Annotated in this window: 13 protein-coding genes; 6 read left to right on the top strand and 7 right to left on the bottom strand. The window is 74.2% G+C overall.

The window, feature by feature from the left end; genetic code table 11:
* Both ACVCAH_RS32935 and ACVCAH_RS32930 read right to left on the bottom strand, forming a co-directional pair.
* On the bottom strand, window positions 1–308 hold a 308-nt coding region (locus tag ACVCAH_RS32935; RefSeq protein ID WP_447140143.1), incomplete at its 3' end, for a hypothetical protein.
* Window positions 309–401: 93 nt separating this feature from the next.
* Entirely contained in the window at window positions 402–620 is a 219-nt protein-coding gene (locus tag ACVCAH_RS32930) for a hypothetical protein (protein ID WP_447140142.1), read from the bottom strand.
* 358 nt (window positions 621–978) lie between these two features.
* Here ACVCAH_RS32930 and ACVCAH_RS32925 point away from each other — a divergent pair, with 358 nt between their 5' ends.
* The 3 genes from ACVCAH_RS32925 (at window position 979) to pseI (ending at window position 4,698) form a co-directional block, all read left to right on the top strand.
* Window positions 979–2,304, top strand: coding sequence for a polysaccharide pyruvyl transferase family protein (locus tag ACVCAH_RS32925; protein ID WP_447140141.1), 1,326 nt, complete (start codon window positions 979–981; stop codon window positions 2,302–2,304).
* 89 nt (window positions 2,305–2,393) lie between these two features.
* Window positions 2,394–3,512: a glycosyltransferase family 2 protein gene (locus tag ACVCAH_RS32920; protein ID WP_447140140.1), complete on the top strand. Its 1,119-nt coding sequence runs from the start codon at window positions 2,394–2,396 to the stop codon at window positions 3,510–3,512.
* A gap of 133 nt (window positions 3,513–3,645) precedes the next feature.
* Window positions 3,646–4,698, top strand: coding sequence for a pseudaminic acid synthase (pseI, locus tag ACVCAH_RS32915; RefSeq protein WP_447140139.1), 1,053 nt, complete (start codon window positions 3,646–3,648; stop codon window positions 4,696–4,698).
* 361 nt (window positions 4,699–5,059) lie between these two features.
* On the opposite strand, the gene ACVCAH_RS32910 is transcribed toward pseI, so the two are convergent.
* The 4 genes from ACVCAH_RS32910 to ACVCAH_RS32895 are packed head-to-tail and all read right to left on the bottom strand — an operon-like array spanning window position 5,060 to window position 7,721.
* The gene (locus ACVCAH_RS32910; RefSeq protein WP_447140138.1) at window positions 5,060–5,482 is read right to left on the bottom strand and encodes a hypothetical protein; all 423 of its coding nucleotides are present in this window, start codon (window positions 5,480–5,482) and stop codon (window positions 5,060–5,062) included.
* Complete coding sequence (locus ACVCAH_RS32905; RefSeq protein ID WP_447140137.1) at window positions 5,466–6,221, bottom strand: SDR family NAD(P)-dependent oxidoreductase; 756 nt, start codon at window positions 6,219–6,221, stop codon at window positions 5,466–5,468. Before ACVCAH_RS32905 ends, ACVCAH_RS32910 begins: the two co-directional genes overlap by 17 nt.
* Window positions 6,214–7,473, bottom strand: a complete 1,260-nt coding sequence (locus ACVCAH_RS32900) for an AMP-binding protein (RefSeq protein ID WP_447140136.1) — start codon at window positions 7,471–7,473, stop codon at window positions 6,214–6,216. The genes ACVCAH_RS32905 and ACVCAH_RS32900 overlap by 8 nt, the downstream gene beginning before the upstream one ends.
* A complete protein-coding gene (locus tag ACVCAH_RS32895; RefSeq protein WP_447140135.1) occupies window positions 7,470–7,721 on the bottom strand; it encodes a phosphopantetheine-binding protein in 252 nt (83 codons plus the stop codon). Before ACVCAH_RS32895 ends, ACVCAH_RS32900 begins: the two co-directional genes overlap by 4 nt.
* Before the next feature lie 101 nt (window positions 7,722–7,822).
* Between ACVCAH_RS32895 and ACVCAH_RS32890 the strand changes: the two genes are divergently transcribed.
* Complete coding sequence (locus tag ACVCAH_RS32890) at window positions 7,823–8,332, top strand: GNAT family N-acetyltransferase (protein ID WP_447140134.1); 510 nt, start codon at window positions 7,823–7,825, stop codon at window positions 8,330–8,332.
* A gap of 152 nt (window positions 8,333–8,484) precedes the next feature.
* Here ACVCAH_RS32890 and ACVCAH_RS32885 read toward each other — a convergent pair whose 3' ends face one another.
* On the bottom strand, window positions 8,485–10,296 hold the full coding sequence (locus ACVCAH_RS32885) for a hypothetical protein (protein WP_447140133.1): 1,812 nt from the start codon (window positions 10,294–10,296) through the stop codon (window positions 8,485–8,487).
* Window positions 10,297–10,660: 364 nt separating this feature from the next.
* On the opposite strand from ACVCAH_RS32885, the gene pseB reads away from it, so the two are divergent.
* Window positions 10,661–11,644, top strand: coding sequence for a UDP-N-acetylglucosamine 4,6-dehydratase (inverting) (gene pseB / locus ACVCAH_RS32880; RefSeq protein ID WP_447140132.1), 984 nt, complete (start codon window positions 10,661–10,663; stop codon window positions 11,642–11,644).
* Between the two features lie 5 nt (window positions 11,645–11,649).
* On the top strand, window positions 11,650–12,798 hold the full coding sequence (locus ACVCAH_RS32875; RefSeq protein WP_447140147.1) for a DegT/DnrJ/EryC1/StrS family aminotransferase: 1,149 nt from the start codon (window positions 11,650–11,652) through the stop codon (window positions 12,796–12,798).
* Window positions 12,799–12,803 lie beyond the last annotated feature (5 nt).

Raw genomic sequence — 12,803 nt, 5'->3', positions numbered from 1 at the left:
GGGGCTGCGGCCGGCTCCGGCCCGGCGGCCGGTACGGCGAGCGCGGCGGGCTGCTCGCCGCCGGCGGGGGCCTTCGCGGCGCCGGCGGCCACGAGGGCCGGAGCGGGCGCCACGGCGGTGCACAGCGCCGGCTCCGGACCAGGCGCCACGGCGGTGCAGAGCGCCGGCTCCGGACCGGCCGGTGCGCCCACGGCGCCGGGGGCGCCGGCACCGAGGGCGAGCGCGACGGCGACGGCGAGGCCGGCCGTCAGCCGCGCGGCCCAGCGCGCCACCCACCACAGGGGACAGGTGAGCGCGACGGGAAGCACGGCGACCACGCTACCGTCCGGGCCGGTCCCCCGCATCGCCGCCGGGCGTGTCGGCCGGACGCCGCGCCGACGGCACCGACCAGGGTGGACGCCTCAGCGGGAGTCGACGTACGCCGATCGCTGGTGCGCCGTGCGTGGGCCCGGCGCGGCGCCCGCCGAGACACCCGGGCTCGGCTCCGTGGCCGGCGCCGCGGCGCCGCTCGGCACCGTCTGGTTCGGACGGCGCGGGACGAGCCGGCGCATCATCGGCGTCTCCGGGTGACGGTGCAGCAGCGCGGCCAACCCCAGGTTCAGCACCAGGAAGCCGAGCACCGCCGCCACTCCCCACCAGCCGGTGAAGCCGGCCTCCAGTCGCCGGTGAGCCGGCGCACGGTGATCAACACGAAGACGAGGTGACCAGCACGTCTCGGCGGCGTCGGGGGCGACCGGCGGCCGGGGGGCCGCGGCGCGCCCGGTGGGGGTCGCCCGCCCGGGCACCCTACCGGGCGGGGCGGGGCGGGCCGACCGAGGCACGACGGCGACCGGCGTCTGTGCACGGGACGTCCGGTGGCCTAATATTCCCCGAACCCTCAGGTGCGAGCCGCCCGGCCCCGGTGGCCGGCCGGAGTCGAGCGGTGACGTGTGTCCGCCCGGAACGCACCCGGGGGCGAACGAGAGGCGGAGCGGCGAGATGCACCAGCGGATCCTCATGCGGGCCAAGAAGGGCCCGTTCGACGTCTACTCCCCCGAGGAGGCGTTCGAGGGCAACTGGATCGGCGAGAACAACGGCAACCTCGTCTTCAGCCACGTCGCGCACAAGCTGCTCAAGACCCGCGGCACCGAGATCACCTCGAACGGGTTCAAGATCGACCTCCGCGAGGCCGACATGATCAACGAGCGGTACGACGTGTTCGTCATTCCGCTCGCGAACGCCTTCCGGCGCAGCTACGCGCACCGGCTCGTCACCATGACCAAGTTCATCGAGCGGCTCAAGATCCCGGTGGTGGTGCTCGGCGTCGGCGTGCAGACCGACGTCAACGGTGACCGCGAGTACCTGCGCCCGATCGACGAGGTGGTGACCCGGTTCGTCCGGGCGGTGCTCGACCGCTCGCACAGCATCGGCGTACGCGGGGAGATCACCGAGAGCTACCTGCGCGCCCTCGGCTTCTCCGCGGTCGACGTGATCGGCTGCCCGTCGATGTTCCTGCACGGCGACAGCCTGCGGGTGGAGAAGAAGAAGGCCACCCTGGAGCCGACCGATCGGCTGGCGCTGACCATCTCCCCGTACGTCAAGTCGATGGCGAAGATCATCGCCGCGCACCAGGAGCGCTACCCCAACCTGCGCTACCTGCCGCAGGACCTGAAGACCCTGGGCACCCTGCTCTACGGCGACGCCCCGGAGGACCGCGGCAAGTCCAGCCCCATCCCGATCCACAGCTCGCACCCGCTCTTCGTCGAGGACAAGGTGCGGATGTTCCTCGACCCGTGGACGTGGATGGACTACCTCTCCGGCTTCGAGTTCGCGTTCGGCACCCGGATCCACGGCACCATCACGGCGCTGGTCTCCGGCACGCCCGGATACCTCTTCGCGCACGACTCGCGCACCCTGGAACTGGCCCGCTACTTCGACATCCCGCACCGGGTGATGAAGGACGTGCCGGCCGACGTCGACGCCGCGCAGCTCTACGACGAGGCCGACTACACGGCGCTCAACGAGGGGCACAAGGCGCGGTTCGCGACCATGCTGTCCTTCCTCGCCAAGCACGACCTGGGCAACTCGTTCGCCGACGGCGACAGTGCCGCCCGTTTCGACGCCGAGGTGCGCGCGACCACCTTCCCGCCCGCCGTCCGGCCGGCCGGCGCCACCGACCGGGACACCCTGCTGGCCCGGGTGCAGTGGCTGCGCGACCGTAACGCCGGAATGCGGCAGGACGTCGAGACCCTCCAGGAGCAGCAGCTGCGGGCCCGGGTGCGGCGGGCGGTCGGCGGCCCGGTGCGGCGCATGCTGAACCGTTAACCCACCGCTCGGCGGACGTTCAAGGACTCCACCTCCGCCGGCCACGTGAGGTTCCGGGGCCGGCCACCCTCGGGGTCGAGGGTGTCGGCGTGGTCATTGAGCCGACGCAACCGCTGCTGAGCATCGTCGTTCCGGTGTACGGCGTCGAGGCGTACCTCTACCAGTGCCTCGAGTCGGTCCGCGCCGACGTCCCGGCCGGTGACGCGGGCGCGGTGGAGCTGATCGCCGTGGACGACGCCTCACCGGACCGCTGCGGGGAGATGCTGCGCTCGTACGCCGCCGGCCGCGCCGACGTCCGTACCGTGCACCTGACCCGCAACGTCGGCCTGGGGCTCGCCCGCAACGCCGGGCTCGACGTCGCCACCGGCCGGTACGTCTGGTTCGTCGACAGCGACGACTGGCTGCCGCCGGGGACGATCCCGGCGGTGCTGGACCGGCTGCGCGCGCACCAGCCCGACGTGCTGATGCTGGACCACCTGCGGGTGCACGAGAACGGCCGGCGGGAGGTCGACGCGAGCAGCCATCTGCTGCGCGGCATACCGGACGTGGTCCGGCTGGCCGACCGGCCCCAGCTGCTGCGGGTGCAGCACACCGCCTGGAACAAGGTGGTCCGCCGGGACTTCCTGACCGAGCTGGAGCTGCGCTTCCACCCCGGCTGGTACGAGGACATCCCGTTCAGCCACCCCCTGCTGATCGGCGCGGAGAAGATCTCGGTGCTGGACCGGGTCTGCTACCTGTACCGGCAGGGCCGGCTCGGCGCAATCACCTCCACCCGCAGCGGCCGGCACTTCGACGCGTTCGACCAGTACGAGCGGCTGCTCGACTGGGTACGCCGGCGCCACCCGGACGAGCGGCTGCACGCGGAGCTGTTCCAGCTGATGGTCAACCACTACCTGGTGGTGGCCGGCAACGACGACCGGCTGCACCCGCACCTGCGGCGCGCCTTCTTCCGCCGCGTCGCCGAGCACTACCGCCGCTACCTGCCCGCCGACGGCTATCCCCGGCCGGGCGGGGTGGCCGGGCTCAAGCACCGGCTGGTGGGCCGGAACAACTACCTCGCGTACGCGGCGCTGCGCCGCGCGCACCGGCTGGCCGGCCGGCTGCGCCGCGCTCCGGAGCCGCCGCGGCCCGACTCGGCCACCGCGCCCGGGCCCGCCGTGCCGGAGACGGCGCGGGCGGAGGCGCTGATCGGGCGCGGGCAGCCGTGAGGGTGCCGCGCCGGGCGGCACGTCGGGGGCGGGACAGCACCCGGCGCCCGCGTTTCCAGGTCGGCCGCCACAGTGGCGGCCGACGACGACAGGACCGCACCCCGGTGCGGTCGTACGGTGAGCAGAGGTCGGCATGACGGCGACAGTGAAGATCGGACCGCACGCGGTCGGGGCCGGGGAGCGACCCGTCGTGGTCGCCGAGATGTCCGGGAACCACAACGGTGACCTGGACCGGGCGCTGGCCATCGTGGACGCGGTCGCGGCCAGTGGGGCGCACGCACTCAAGCTCCAGACGTACCGGCCGGACACCATCACCATCGACGTCGACACGCCCGACTTCCGCATCTCCGGGGAGCACGAGCTGTGGGGCGGGGAGAACCTCTACCGGCTCTACGAGCGGGCGCACACCCCGTACGAGTGGCACGAGCCGATCTTCGCGCGGGCCCGGCGGCACGGGCTGACCGTCTTCTCCTCGCCGTTCGACGCCTCGGCCGTGCGGCTGCTGGAGGAGCTGGACGCCCCGGCGTACAAGATCGCTTCGTCGGAGCTGGTGGACCTGCCGCTGATCCGGCTGGTCGCCGGCACCGGAAAGCCCCTGGTCATCTCCACCGGGATGGCCACGGTCGCGGAGATCGACGCTGCCGTGCGCACCGCCCGGGACGGCGGCGCCGGCGGCATCGTGCTGCTGGCCTGCACGGCGTCGTACCCGGCGCCGCCGGCCGACAGCAACCTGCGCCGGCTGCCGGTGCTGGCGGGAGCGTTCGGCGTGCCGGTCGGGCTCTCCGACCACACCCCGGGGATCGGCGTGGCGGTGGCCTCCGTGGCCCTCGGCGCCTGCTTCATCGAGAAGCACGTGACCCTCGACCGGGCGGACGGCGGGGTCGACGCCGACTTCTCGCTCGACCCGACCGAACTGGCGGCCCTGGTTGCCGAGTCGGAGCGGGCGTACGCCGCCCTCGGCGGCACCGCGATCGGTCCGACCCCGGCCGAGCGGGAGGGGTTGCGCTTCCGGCGGTCGCTCTTCGTGGTCGAGGACGTCCGCGCCGGCGACCCGGTGACCGCGGCCAACGTCCGGTCCATCCGGCCCGCGGGCGGCCTGCCGCCGGTGGAGATCGACCGGGTGCTCGGCCGGACCTTCACCGTCGACGTCCCGCGCGGCACTCCCCTGAGCTGGGACCTGATCTGATCCACCCCGGCCTGACGCGGTCCGGCTGCCCCAGCAGGCGCCACGCGCCGGCGGCCGGCGGTCGGTGACCTGTTCGGTGCGCGCCCTGTCGAGCTGCCCCGCCCCACGGGGCACACGTCGGCCGCCCCGCCGGCGTCCGACGACAGGCTCCACGCGCGCCCTGCGAGCTGGGGCGACACATGCCGGGGCAGAGGTTCCGGGTGGCGGACGTTGGTAGGCACCGCGAGCCCGGCCGAGCCGCCGCACGGCACCTCCGGACGCGGCGCGGGTACGGGCGGTCGCATGGACGGGGCAGCTCGACAGCTCCCGTGCCGGTGGACGGCACCCGGCCTCGGCGCAGCTCACCGGGGTGAGCTCCGGTTCAGCCGGCGGACGGCGGCGGGGCGAAGGCGACGGTGACCACCAGGTCGCCCCGGCGCAGGGTGCGCCAGAGCGCGCCGGTGCCCGGCGGGACGACCAGACCGTGCCGGCGCCACCAGGCGGCCATCGGCACGTCGGCGAGCTTGCAGAGGCACTCCGCGCGGGTCCACCGGGCCCAGAAGTCGGCCGTGCCGAAGCGGTGGGCCAGTGCCGGCGGGACTGCGCCGTCGACCCGCTCCGCGTCGACGGCCACCCGCCAGCCTGCTGTCGGGCCGTACCAGCCGACGCAGCGGCCGTCGTCGAGGTGGCTGCGGGTGACCGCCGCGGCCAACTCGGCGGGGGTACCCACCCGCAGGTGCCGGTCGGCGGCGCCGAGCAGCGCCGGCACCGGGCGCGGCCCGGCCGGTTCAGACGGACGCCGCACCGTCGACCACGATGACCTGGCCGTTGATGTTGGTCTGCTCGCGCAGCAGCATCCGCACCACCGGGACGACCTCGTCCGGCTCGGTGAGGTGACCGGTCGGGGTACGGCGCACGATCTGGTCGAGTTGGGTGCGGCCGAGCACGGCGGACATCTCGGAGGCGAAAAAGCCCGGGGCCACCGCGTTGACCAGCATCCGGCCGCCCAGCTCCCGGGCCAGCGACCGGGTGGCGGCGTCCATCCCGCCCTTGGTGGCCGAGTATGCGACCAGCCCGGGGAAGCCGCGCTGCGCGCAGATCGAGGTGACGTTGACGATCCGGCCGCGCCGCCCCTGAGCGAGCATCCGGCGGACCACCAGCCGGGTGAGCCGCAACGGTGCGGTCAGGTTGGTCTCGACGATCCGGGCGATGTCGTCGGTGGCGGTGTGCACGTGCAGCGAGTCCTGCCCGACGGCCGCGTTGTTCACCAGGCCGTCGACCGGTCCGAGCCGCTGCTCCGCCGCGCGGAGGAAGGAGCGGGTGGCGGCGAGGTCGGTGACGTCGACGGCGTCGACGTGCATCCGGTCGGGGTACTCGGCGGCGAGCTTGGCCAGTTCCGGGGTGACGGTGCGGGCGAACGCGGCCACCCGTACCCCCCGGGCGACCAGGTCGGTGACGATGGCCAGGCCCAGTCCGCGGGAGCCGCCGGAGACGAGCACCACCGAGGCGGGCGGGACGGGCTGGGGGTCGGGGTGGTCAGACATCGCTCTTCAGGGTCTCCTTGACGGGGATCTCGGTCAGCACACGGATCCGGCGGGGCACCGCGTGGTCGGGCAGCCGGCCGGCGCACCAACGGACCAGGGCCGCCTCGTCGGGCGGCTCGGCGGCGTGCGGCGCCGGGACCACCTCGGCGACGACCATCCGGCCGAGCAGCGGGGCCCGACGGCCGGTGACCCGGGCCCACGCCACCTCCGGGTGGGCGGTGAGCACGTCGCGGACCAGACCGGCGGAAACCTTGCTGCCCCCGACGTTGATCTCGTCCGAGTCGAGCCGACCGGTGATCAGCACCCGGCCGTCCACCGCCTGCACCCGGTCGCCGGTGCGGACCGGACCGTCCAGCCCCGCTCCGTGGTACGGCGAGGTGATCACCAGCTCGTCACCCCGGACGGAGAGGGTGGGCCGGCCCGGGACCTCCCGGTCCAGCCACTCGACCGGGAAGCCGGCCCGGCCGTCGTGCACCACGATCGACGCGCCGACCTCCGAGGAGGCGTAGATCCAGGAGATCCGGGCGGCCGGGAACAGCTGCCGCAGCTGGTCCAGGATCGCCTGGTCGACGGGCTCCCCGCCGAGGGTGAGCTGGCGCAGCGGCACCCGGGCCAGCGCGGCGGCGTCCCGGTAGAGGGTGCGTCGCCAGAAGGTCGGCGTGCCGGAGACGGCGTCCACGCCGTGCGCGGCGGCGAGCACCGGCCAGTCGTCCAGCTCGTCCGGCTCCACCACCACCAGGTGCTGCCCGGGCTGGGTCAGGGAGAGCGTCACCACCTGCCACCAGGCGTAGCTGCCCGGCGCGTACGGGCAGAGCCAGGTGCGTTCCGGCTGGGCGCCGCGAACGGTGGTCAGCGAGGCGAGGGTGTGCCCGACCCGCTTGGGACGACCGGTGGAGCCCGAGGTCAGCAGCCAGAGCCGGCCAGGCTCGGCCGGGCGCGACGGGCCGGCCGCCGGGGTGGCGTCGTCGCCGAGGGCGGTGACGGTGAACCCGGCGGCGCGCAGCTCGGCCCGCATCGCGTCGTCGACCCGGCCGGGCGTGCCGATCAGCAGCTCGGTGCCGTGCACCGCGTGGTGCCGGGCCGCGGCGAGCGCGTACCGGGCGGAGTGGGCGAGCACCGCCGCCGGGGACGGCAGGGTCAGCTCGGGCAGCTCCCGCCAGCTGACCGGGGCGCCGGCGACGACCAGCCGGTTGTCGGCGCCCGCGGGCTCGCGGCGCGGGGTCGCGGGTGGGCGGGCGGCGGAGACGGTCACTGCCGCTGCAGCTCGACGAGGAAGTCGAGCACGTCGCCGACGGTGGCGATGCGGCGCAGGCCGGGGGCGTCGAAGTTGAGCTCCTCGCCGGTCTCGTCCTCGACCCGCAGGGCCAGTTCGGAGAAGTCCAGCGACCGGAAGCCGATCTCCCGCAGCTGCGCGGCGTCGTCGTCGGGCAGCGCCTTGCCCTGGTTCCGCAGGACCTGCGTCATGAGGTCGCGAATCTGCGCGCGACTCAATTCGTTCATGCGCCGGAGTGTACCGCCCGAAGAATGGATAGCTGATTTACCGGGGGTTGCCGGTAGGGTGCCGCACGACACCATTGAACGGTGCGGAAAGTGAGAGGCACGTGCTGCGCGAAGCGACCGGGGACGACGTTAACCTGATGTTGTCCTGGCGTAATCAGGAAATCAACCGGCAGGTCAGCAGGAACAGCCACGAGATCACCCCGGCCGAGCACGCCCGGTGGTGGTCGGGGGTGCGCACCGACCCGGGCAGGCGGGTGCTGATCTACCTCCGCGACGGCCGGCCGTGCGGCGTGGTGACCTTCTTCGACCTGCGCCTGGCCGACCTCCGGACCGCCTCCTGGGGCTTCTACCTGGACGCAGAGGGGTTGGCGGAGCGTGGCGAGACGCTGCCGGCCTGGTTGGGGATCATGCGGGAGGCGGTCGACCACGCCTTCGACGATCTCGGGCTCGACCGGCTCGACGGCGAGGTACTCGCCCACAACACGGTGGTGCGGCAGATGAACCGCCGGTTCCGATTCGTCGAGGGCACGCCCCGGCAGGAGGTTTCCGACGGCCGGGAAATCACCGTCATCCCGATTTCCCTGACCCGGGCGGATCGGCGCCGACGCTGACCTCCGGCACACCGGACGACAATTGTGCGATCCGCATTAACCGGGCGTCGTTCGGCCAGCCATCCGCCGTTAACCCGGCACCGGGAAACAGCGGGAGCGGTCACCGGAAAATGGTGCGGAATTCAGCACCGGGAGACGGCGGCGCGGCCGGTTCAGCCGCGCCGCCAGGCGGCCCAGTGCTGCGCGGGGTTGCCGCCCAACCGGACGAACCCGTACCGGGCGCCGTCCCAGTCGTCCGGTTCGCCTGGCGCCCAGCGGACGAAGACCACCTCCGCGGCGGCGGGCGGCCGATCCCCGAACCACCGCACATCGGTCCAGGTGACCTGGTGACTGAGGTTGAACCGCAGGGTGTAGTGCACCCCGACCGAGGCGTAGACCCGCTCCCCCGGGCGGACGCCCAGGTCGGCCACCCGGGGCGTCGGTTCGGTCGCCGTCACCAGCGGCCGGACCATCCGCTGCGAGATCACCTGCATGGTGCCGAGGTTGACCACGACGAGGGCGACCAGCACCGGCACCCGCAGCCGGGGCACCCGCAGCGCCGCGACGAGCAGCAGGCAGCCGGCCACTCCCACCAGCGCCCCGGTGACCGGGCGCAGCTCCCGCCAGCCGCCGGTCAGCGCCATCAGGTCCGGCGCGCTGAAGCCGCCGTAGCGCAGTTCGTGGCCCCGGCTGCGCACGTACGCCAGCCGGGCGGCGATCAGCGCGGCGCCCACCACCAGCAGCGCCACCGCGACGGCCGTGCGGCGCAGCGCCGCCCGGCGCCCGGCGGCGAGCAGCACCCCCACCCCGACCAGCAGCCAGAACGGGGCGAGCATCTGCACGTACCGGCCGTAGATCGCGTCGAGCGGCTTGCTGGTGATGCCGGCGAGGATCACCGACGCGCCGACGGCGACCCCGACGGTGGCGACCAGGGCGACGCCGAGGGTCCAGCGGACCGCGTCGCCGCGGTCCGGCCGGCGCAGTTCCCGTGCGGTGGCGGCCCAGGCCACCCCGGCCAGCCCGAACGTGATCACCACCAGGTACCAGAGCTGGGTGCCGATCGCGGCGCCGAGCCGCAGCAGCCCCTGGCCGGAGGCGATCGCCCGCAGCGTGCCGCCACCGGGGTCGTTGCCGAGCAGGTACACCCGGTCCCCGAGCAGCCGGATGCCCGCCTCGTTGACCAGCGCCAGGGCGAGCACCGGCAGCAGCGCGGCGAGCACCCCGCGCGGCCGGATCCGGCCGCGGGCCAGCAGCAGCAGGACCAGCCCCGCGTGCACGGCCACGATGACCAGCCCGCGCGAGTGCAGCAGGTGGAAGGCGCCGACCAGCACCCCGACGGTGGCCGCGGCGAGCGGCCCGGCTCGCCGTACCCACCGGTGCACGGCGAGCAGCCAGGCGACCAGCAGCGGCGCCAGCACCGCGTCGATCATCGCCACGTTGGCGTAGAAGGCCGCCGCCGGCAGGGTGGCCGCGGCCCCGGCGGCGGCCAGGGCGGCCGACCGGCGCAGCCCGAGCAGCCGCCGGCCCAGCAGGTAGGACAGCGGAAAGAGGGTGGCGTTGACCAGCGCGTTGATCAGTTGGACCAGCCGGTAGCTGTCGGCGAAGTCCCGGTCGCCGAGGAACGCCGGGCTGATCAGCATCGGGTAGCCGACCCGGCGCAGCGGGCCGTTCTCGCTGCTGAAGCCCCCGGGCCCGCCGGCCAGCGCGCGGGCGGTGTTGAGGTAGCTGTCCTCGTCGGTGTGCGCGATCGGCAGGTGGATGTGCCGGGCGAGCCACATCCGCCAGCCGACGCCGAGCAGCCACCCGACGACCAGCAGCACCGGCACCACCCAGCGCCGTCCGCCCGCGGCCGCACCGGCCGGAGCCGCGCCGCCCGGGCCCTCGTCGGCCGGGATCGGGTCCGCCGGAGCCGTACCGCCGGCGGCGGCGTCGGGCGGGTCCGCCGGGGAGGCCGGCCGCCGGGTCACGTCGCTGCCGGTAGCCATCACCGTCTCCTGCTCTCGTCGCCGGTGCCGGCCGCGCGCGTGCCCGCGGCGACCCGGCCGGACGACGTGTGGGTGGGCCGCGCGCACCGGGCGACCGGCGCGGCGGCGTGCGGAAGCGCGTGCGACACGGCCCGCACGGCCGTCGGGTCACCTCGCGCGCCGACACTGTAACGGCCCTACCCGGCCCGGTCAGCCCGCCGCTGAGCTGGGCGGAAGTGTTCGCCTGCCCGGTGCTCGGCATTAACGACGCCAGCCCGAGCGGTTCATCCGAGGGCGTCGGCCCGTTAACCCGCCCCGTCTAGCGTTCCGATCCGGTCGGCCGGCCGAGGGCCGCCGGATCATCCACCGACACGGGAGCACCAAATTGAGTGAGTTGAATGGTTCGTCCATTCTGGTCACCGGAGGAACGGGTTCCTTCGGCAGGACCTTCCTCCGGCACGTCCTCGCCGAGGCCGACCCGGCCCGGGTGGTGGTGTTCTCCCGCGACGAGCTCAAGCAGTACGAGCTGCGCCAGCAGCTCGGCGACGACCCGCGGCTGCGGTGGTTCATCGGCGACATCCGGGACCGGCACCGGCTGACCCGGGCGATGCACGGGGTGGACCACGTCGTGCACGCCGCCGCGCTCAAGCAGGTGGACACCGCCGAGTACAACCCGTCGGAGTTCATCGCCACCAACATCACCGGCTCGCAGCACGTGGTCGACGCCGCGATCGAGGCCGGCGTGCGGAAGGTGATCGCGCTCTCCACCGACAAGGCGTCCAGCCCGATCAACCTGTACGGCGCCACCAAGCTGGTCGGCGACAAGCTCTTCGTCTCCGCCAACCACTACGCCGCGCACCACCCGACCCGGTTCGCCGTGGTGCGCTACGGCAACGTGGTGGGCAGCCGCGGCTCGGTCGTCCCGCTGTTCCGCCGGCTGGCCGCCGAGGGCAAGAGCCTGCCGATCACCGACAAGCGGATGACCCGCTTCTGGATCACCCTCGACCAGGCGGTCCAGTTCGTCATGGACTCGTTCGACCAGATGCAGGGCGGCGAGCTGTTCGTGCCGCGGATCCCCAGCATGCGCATCCTCGACCTGGTCGAGGCGGTCGCGCCGGAGGCGACCACGCACGAGATCGGCATCCGGCCGGGCGAGAAGCTGCACGAGGAGATGATCGCGCCGGACGACAGCCGGCGGACGCTGCGCGCCAGGGACCGGTACATCGTGCAGCCGACCATCGCCGGCTGGGGCTACCAGCCGCCGGTCGACTGCGAGCCGGTGCCGGACGGGTTCGCGTACCAGTCGGACGGCAACGACGAGTGGCTCAGCGTGCAGCAGCTGCGGGTCATGCTCGGCGGCCCGGCGTGACCGGGATGCTCCCGTACGGCCGGCAGTCGGTCACCGACGACGACGTCGCCGCCGTGGTCGCCGCCCTGCGCAGCGACTGGCTCACCACCGGCCCGCAGGTCGACGCGTTCGAGGCCGACCTGGCGCGGTGGACCGGCGGAGCCGGCTGCGCCGCCGTCTCCAACGGCACCGCGGCGCTGCACGTGGCGTACGCGGCGGCCGGCGTCCGCCCCGGCGACGAGGTGGTCGTGCCGCCGATGACGTTCGTGGCGACCGCCAGCAGCGCGGTCGCGCTCGGCGCGCGGATCGTCTTCGCCGATGTGGAGGAGGAGACCTTCACCCTCGACCCGGCGGCGGTCGCCGCGGCGACGACCGCGCGCACCCGGGTCGTCGCCGCGGTCGACTACGCCGGCCACCCGGCCGACTACGACGCGCTGCGCGCCGCGCTGGCCGGCTCGGACGCGCTGCTGCTGGCCGACGCGGCGCACTCGATCGGGGCCAGCTACCGGGACCGGCCGGTCGGATCGCTGGCCGACCTGACCACCTTCTCGTTCTTCCCCACTAAGAACCTGACCACCGCCGAGGGAGGCGCGGTCGCCAGCACCGACCCCGAGCTGGTGAAGCGGGCCCGCCGGTTCCGCAACATCGGGCTGGTCCGCGAGCGCGCCGAGCAGCGCTGGCCGGACGAGGGCGGCTGGCACCAGGAGGTGCACGAGTTCGGGCTGAACTACCGGCTGCCGGACGTGCTCTGCGCGCTCGGCCGCAGCCAGCTGCGCCGGCTGGACGACTTCCTCGCCCGCCGGGCCCGGCTGGTCGCCCGCTACGACGCGGCGCTGGCCGACCTGCCCGGCGTGCGGATCCCGGGCCGGCGGCCGTGGGCCCGGCCCGCCTGGCACCTCTACCCGATCCGGGTGCTCGACGGCCGCCGCCGCGAGGTGTACGAGCGGATGCGCGCCGCCGGCATCGGCGTGCAGGTGAACTACATCCCGGTGCACTGGCATCCCGCCTTCGCCGACCTCGGCTACCGGCGCGGTTCCTGCCCGGTGGCCGAGTCGTTCTACGCCGAGCAGCTGTCCCTGCCGCTCTTCCCGGACCTCAGCGACACCGACCAGGACCGGGTCGTCGACGCGCTGGACGCGGCGCTGCGGGGCGTCCCGGCGCGGACCGCCGCCTGAGGGAC

This window comes from Micromonospora sp. LZ34, assembly GCF_052981855.1.
This window is presented reverse-complemented; position numbering and strand designations above follow the sequence as displayed.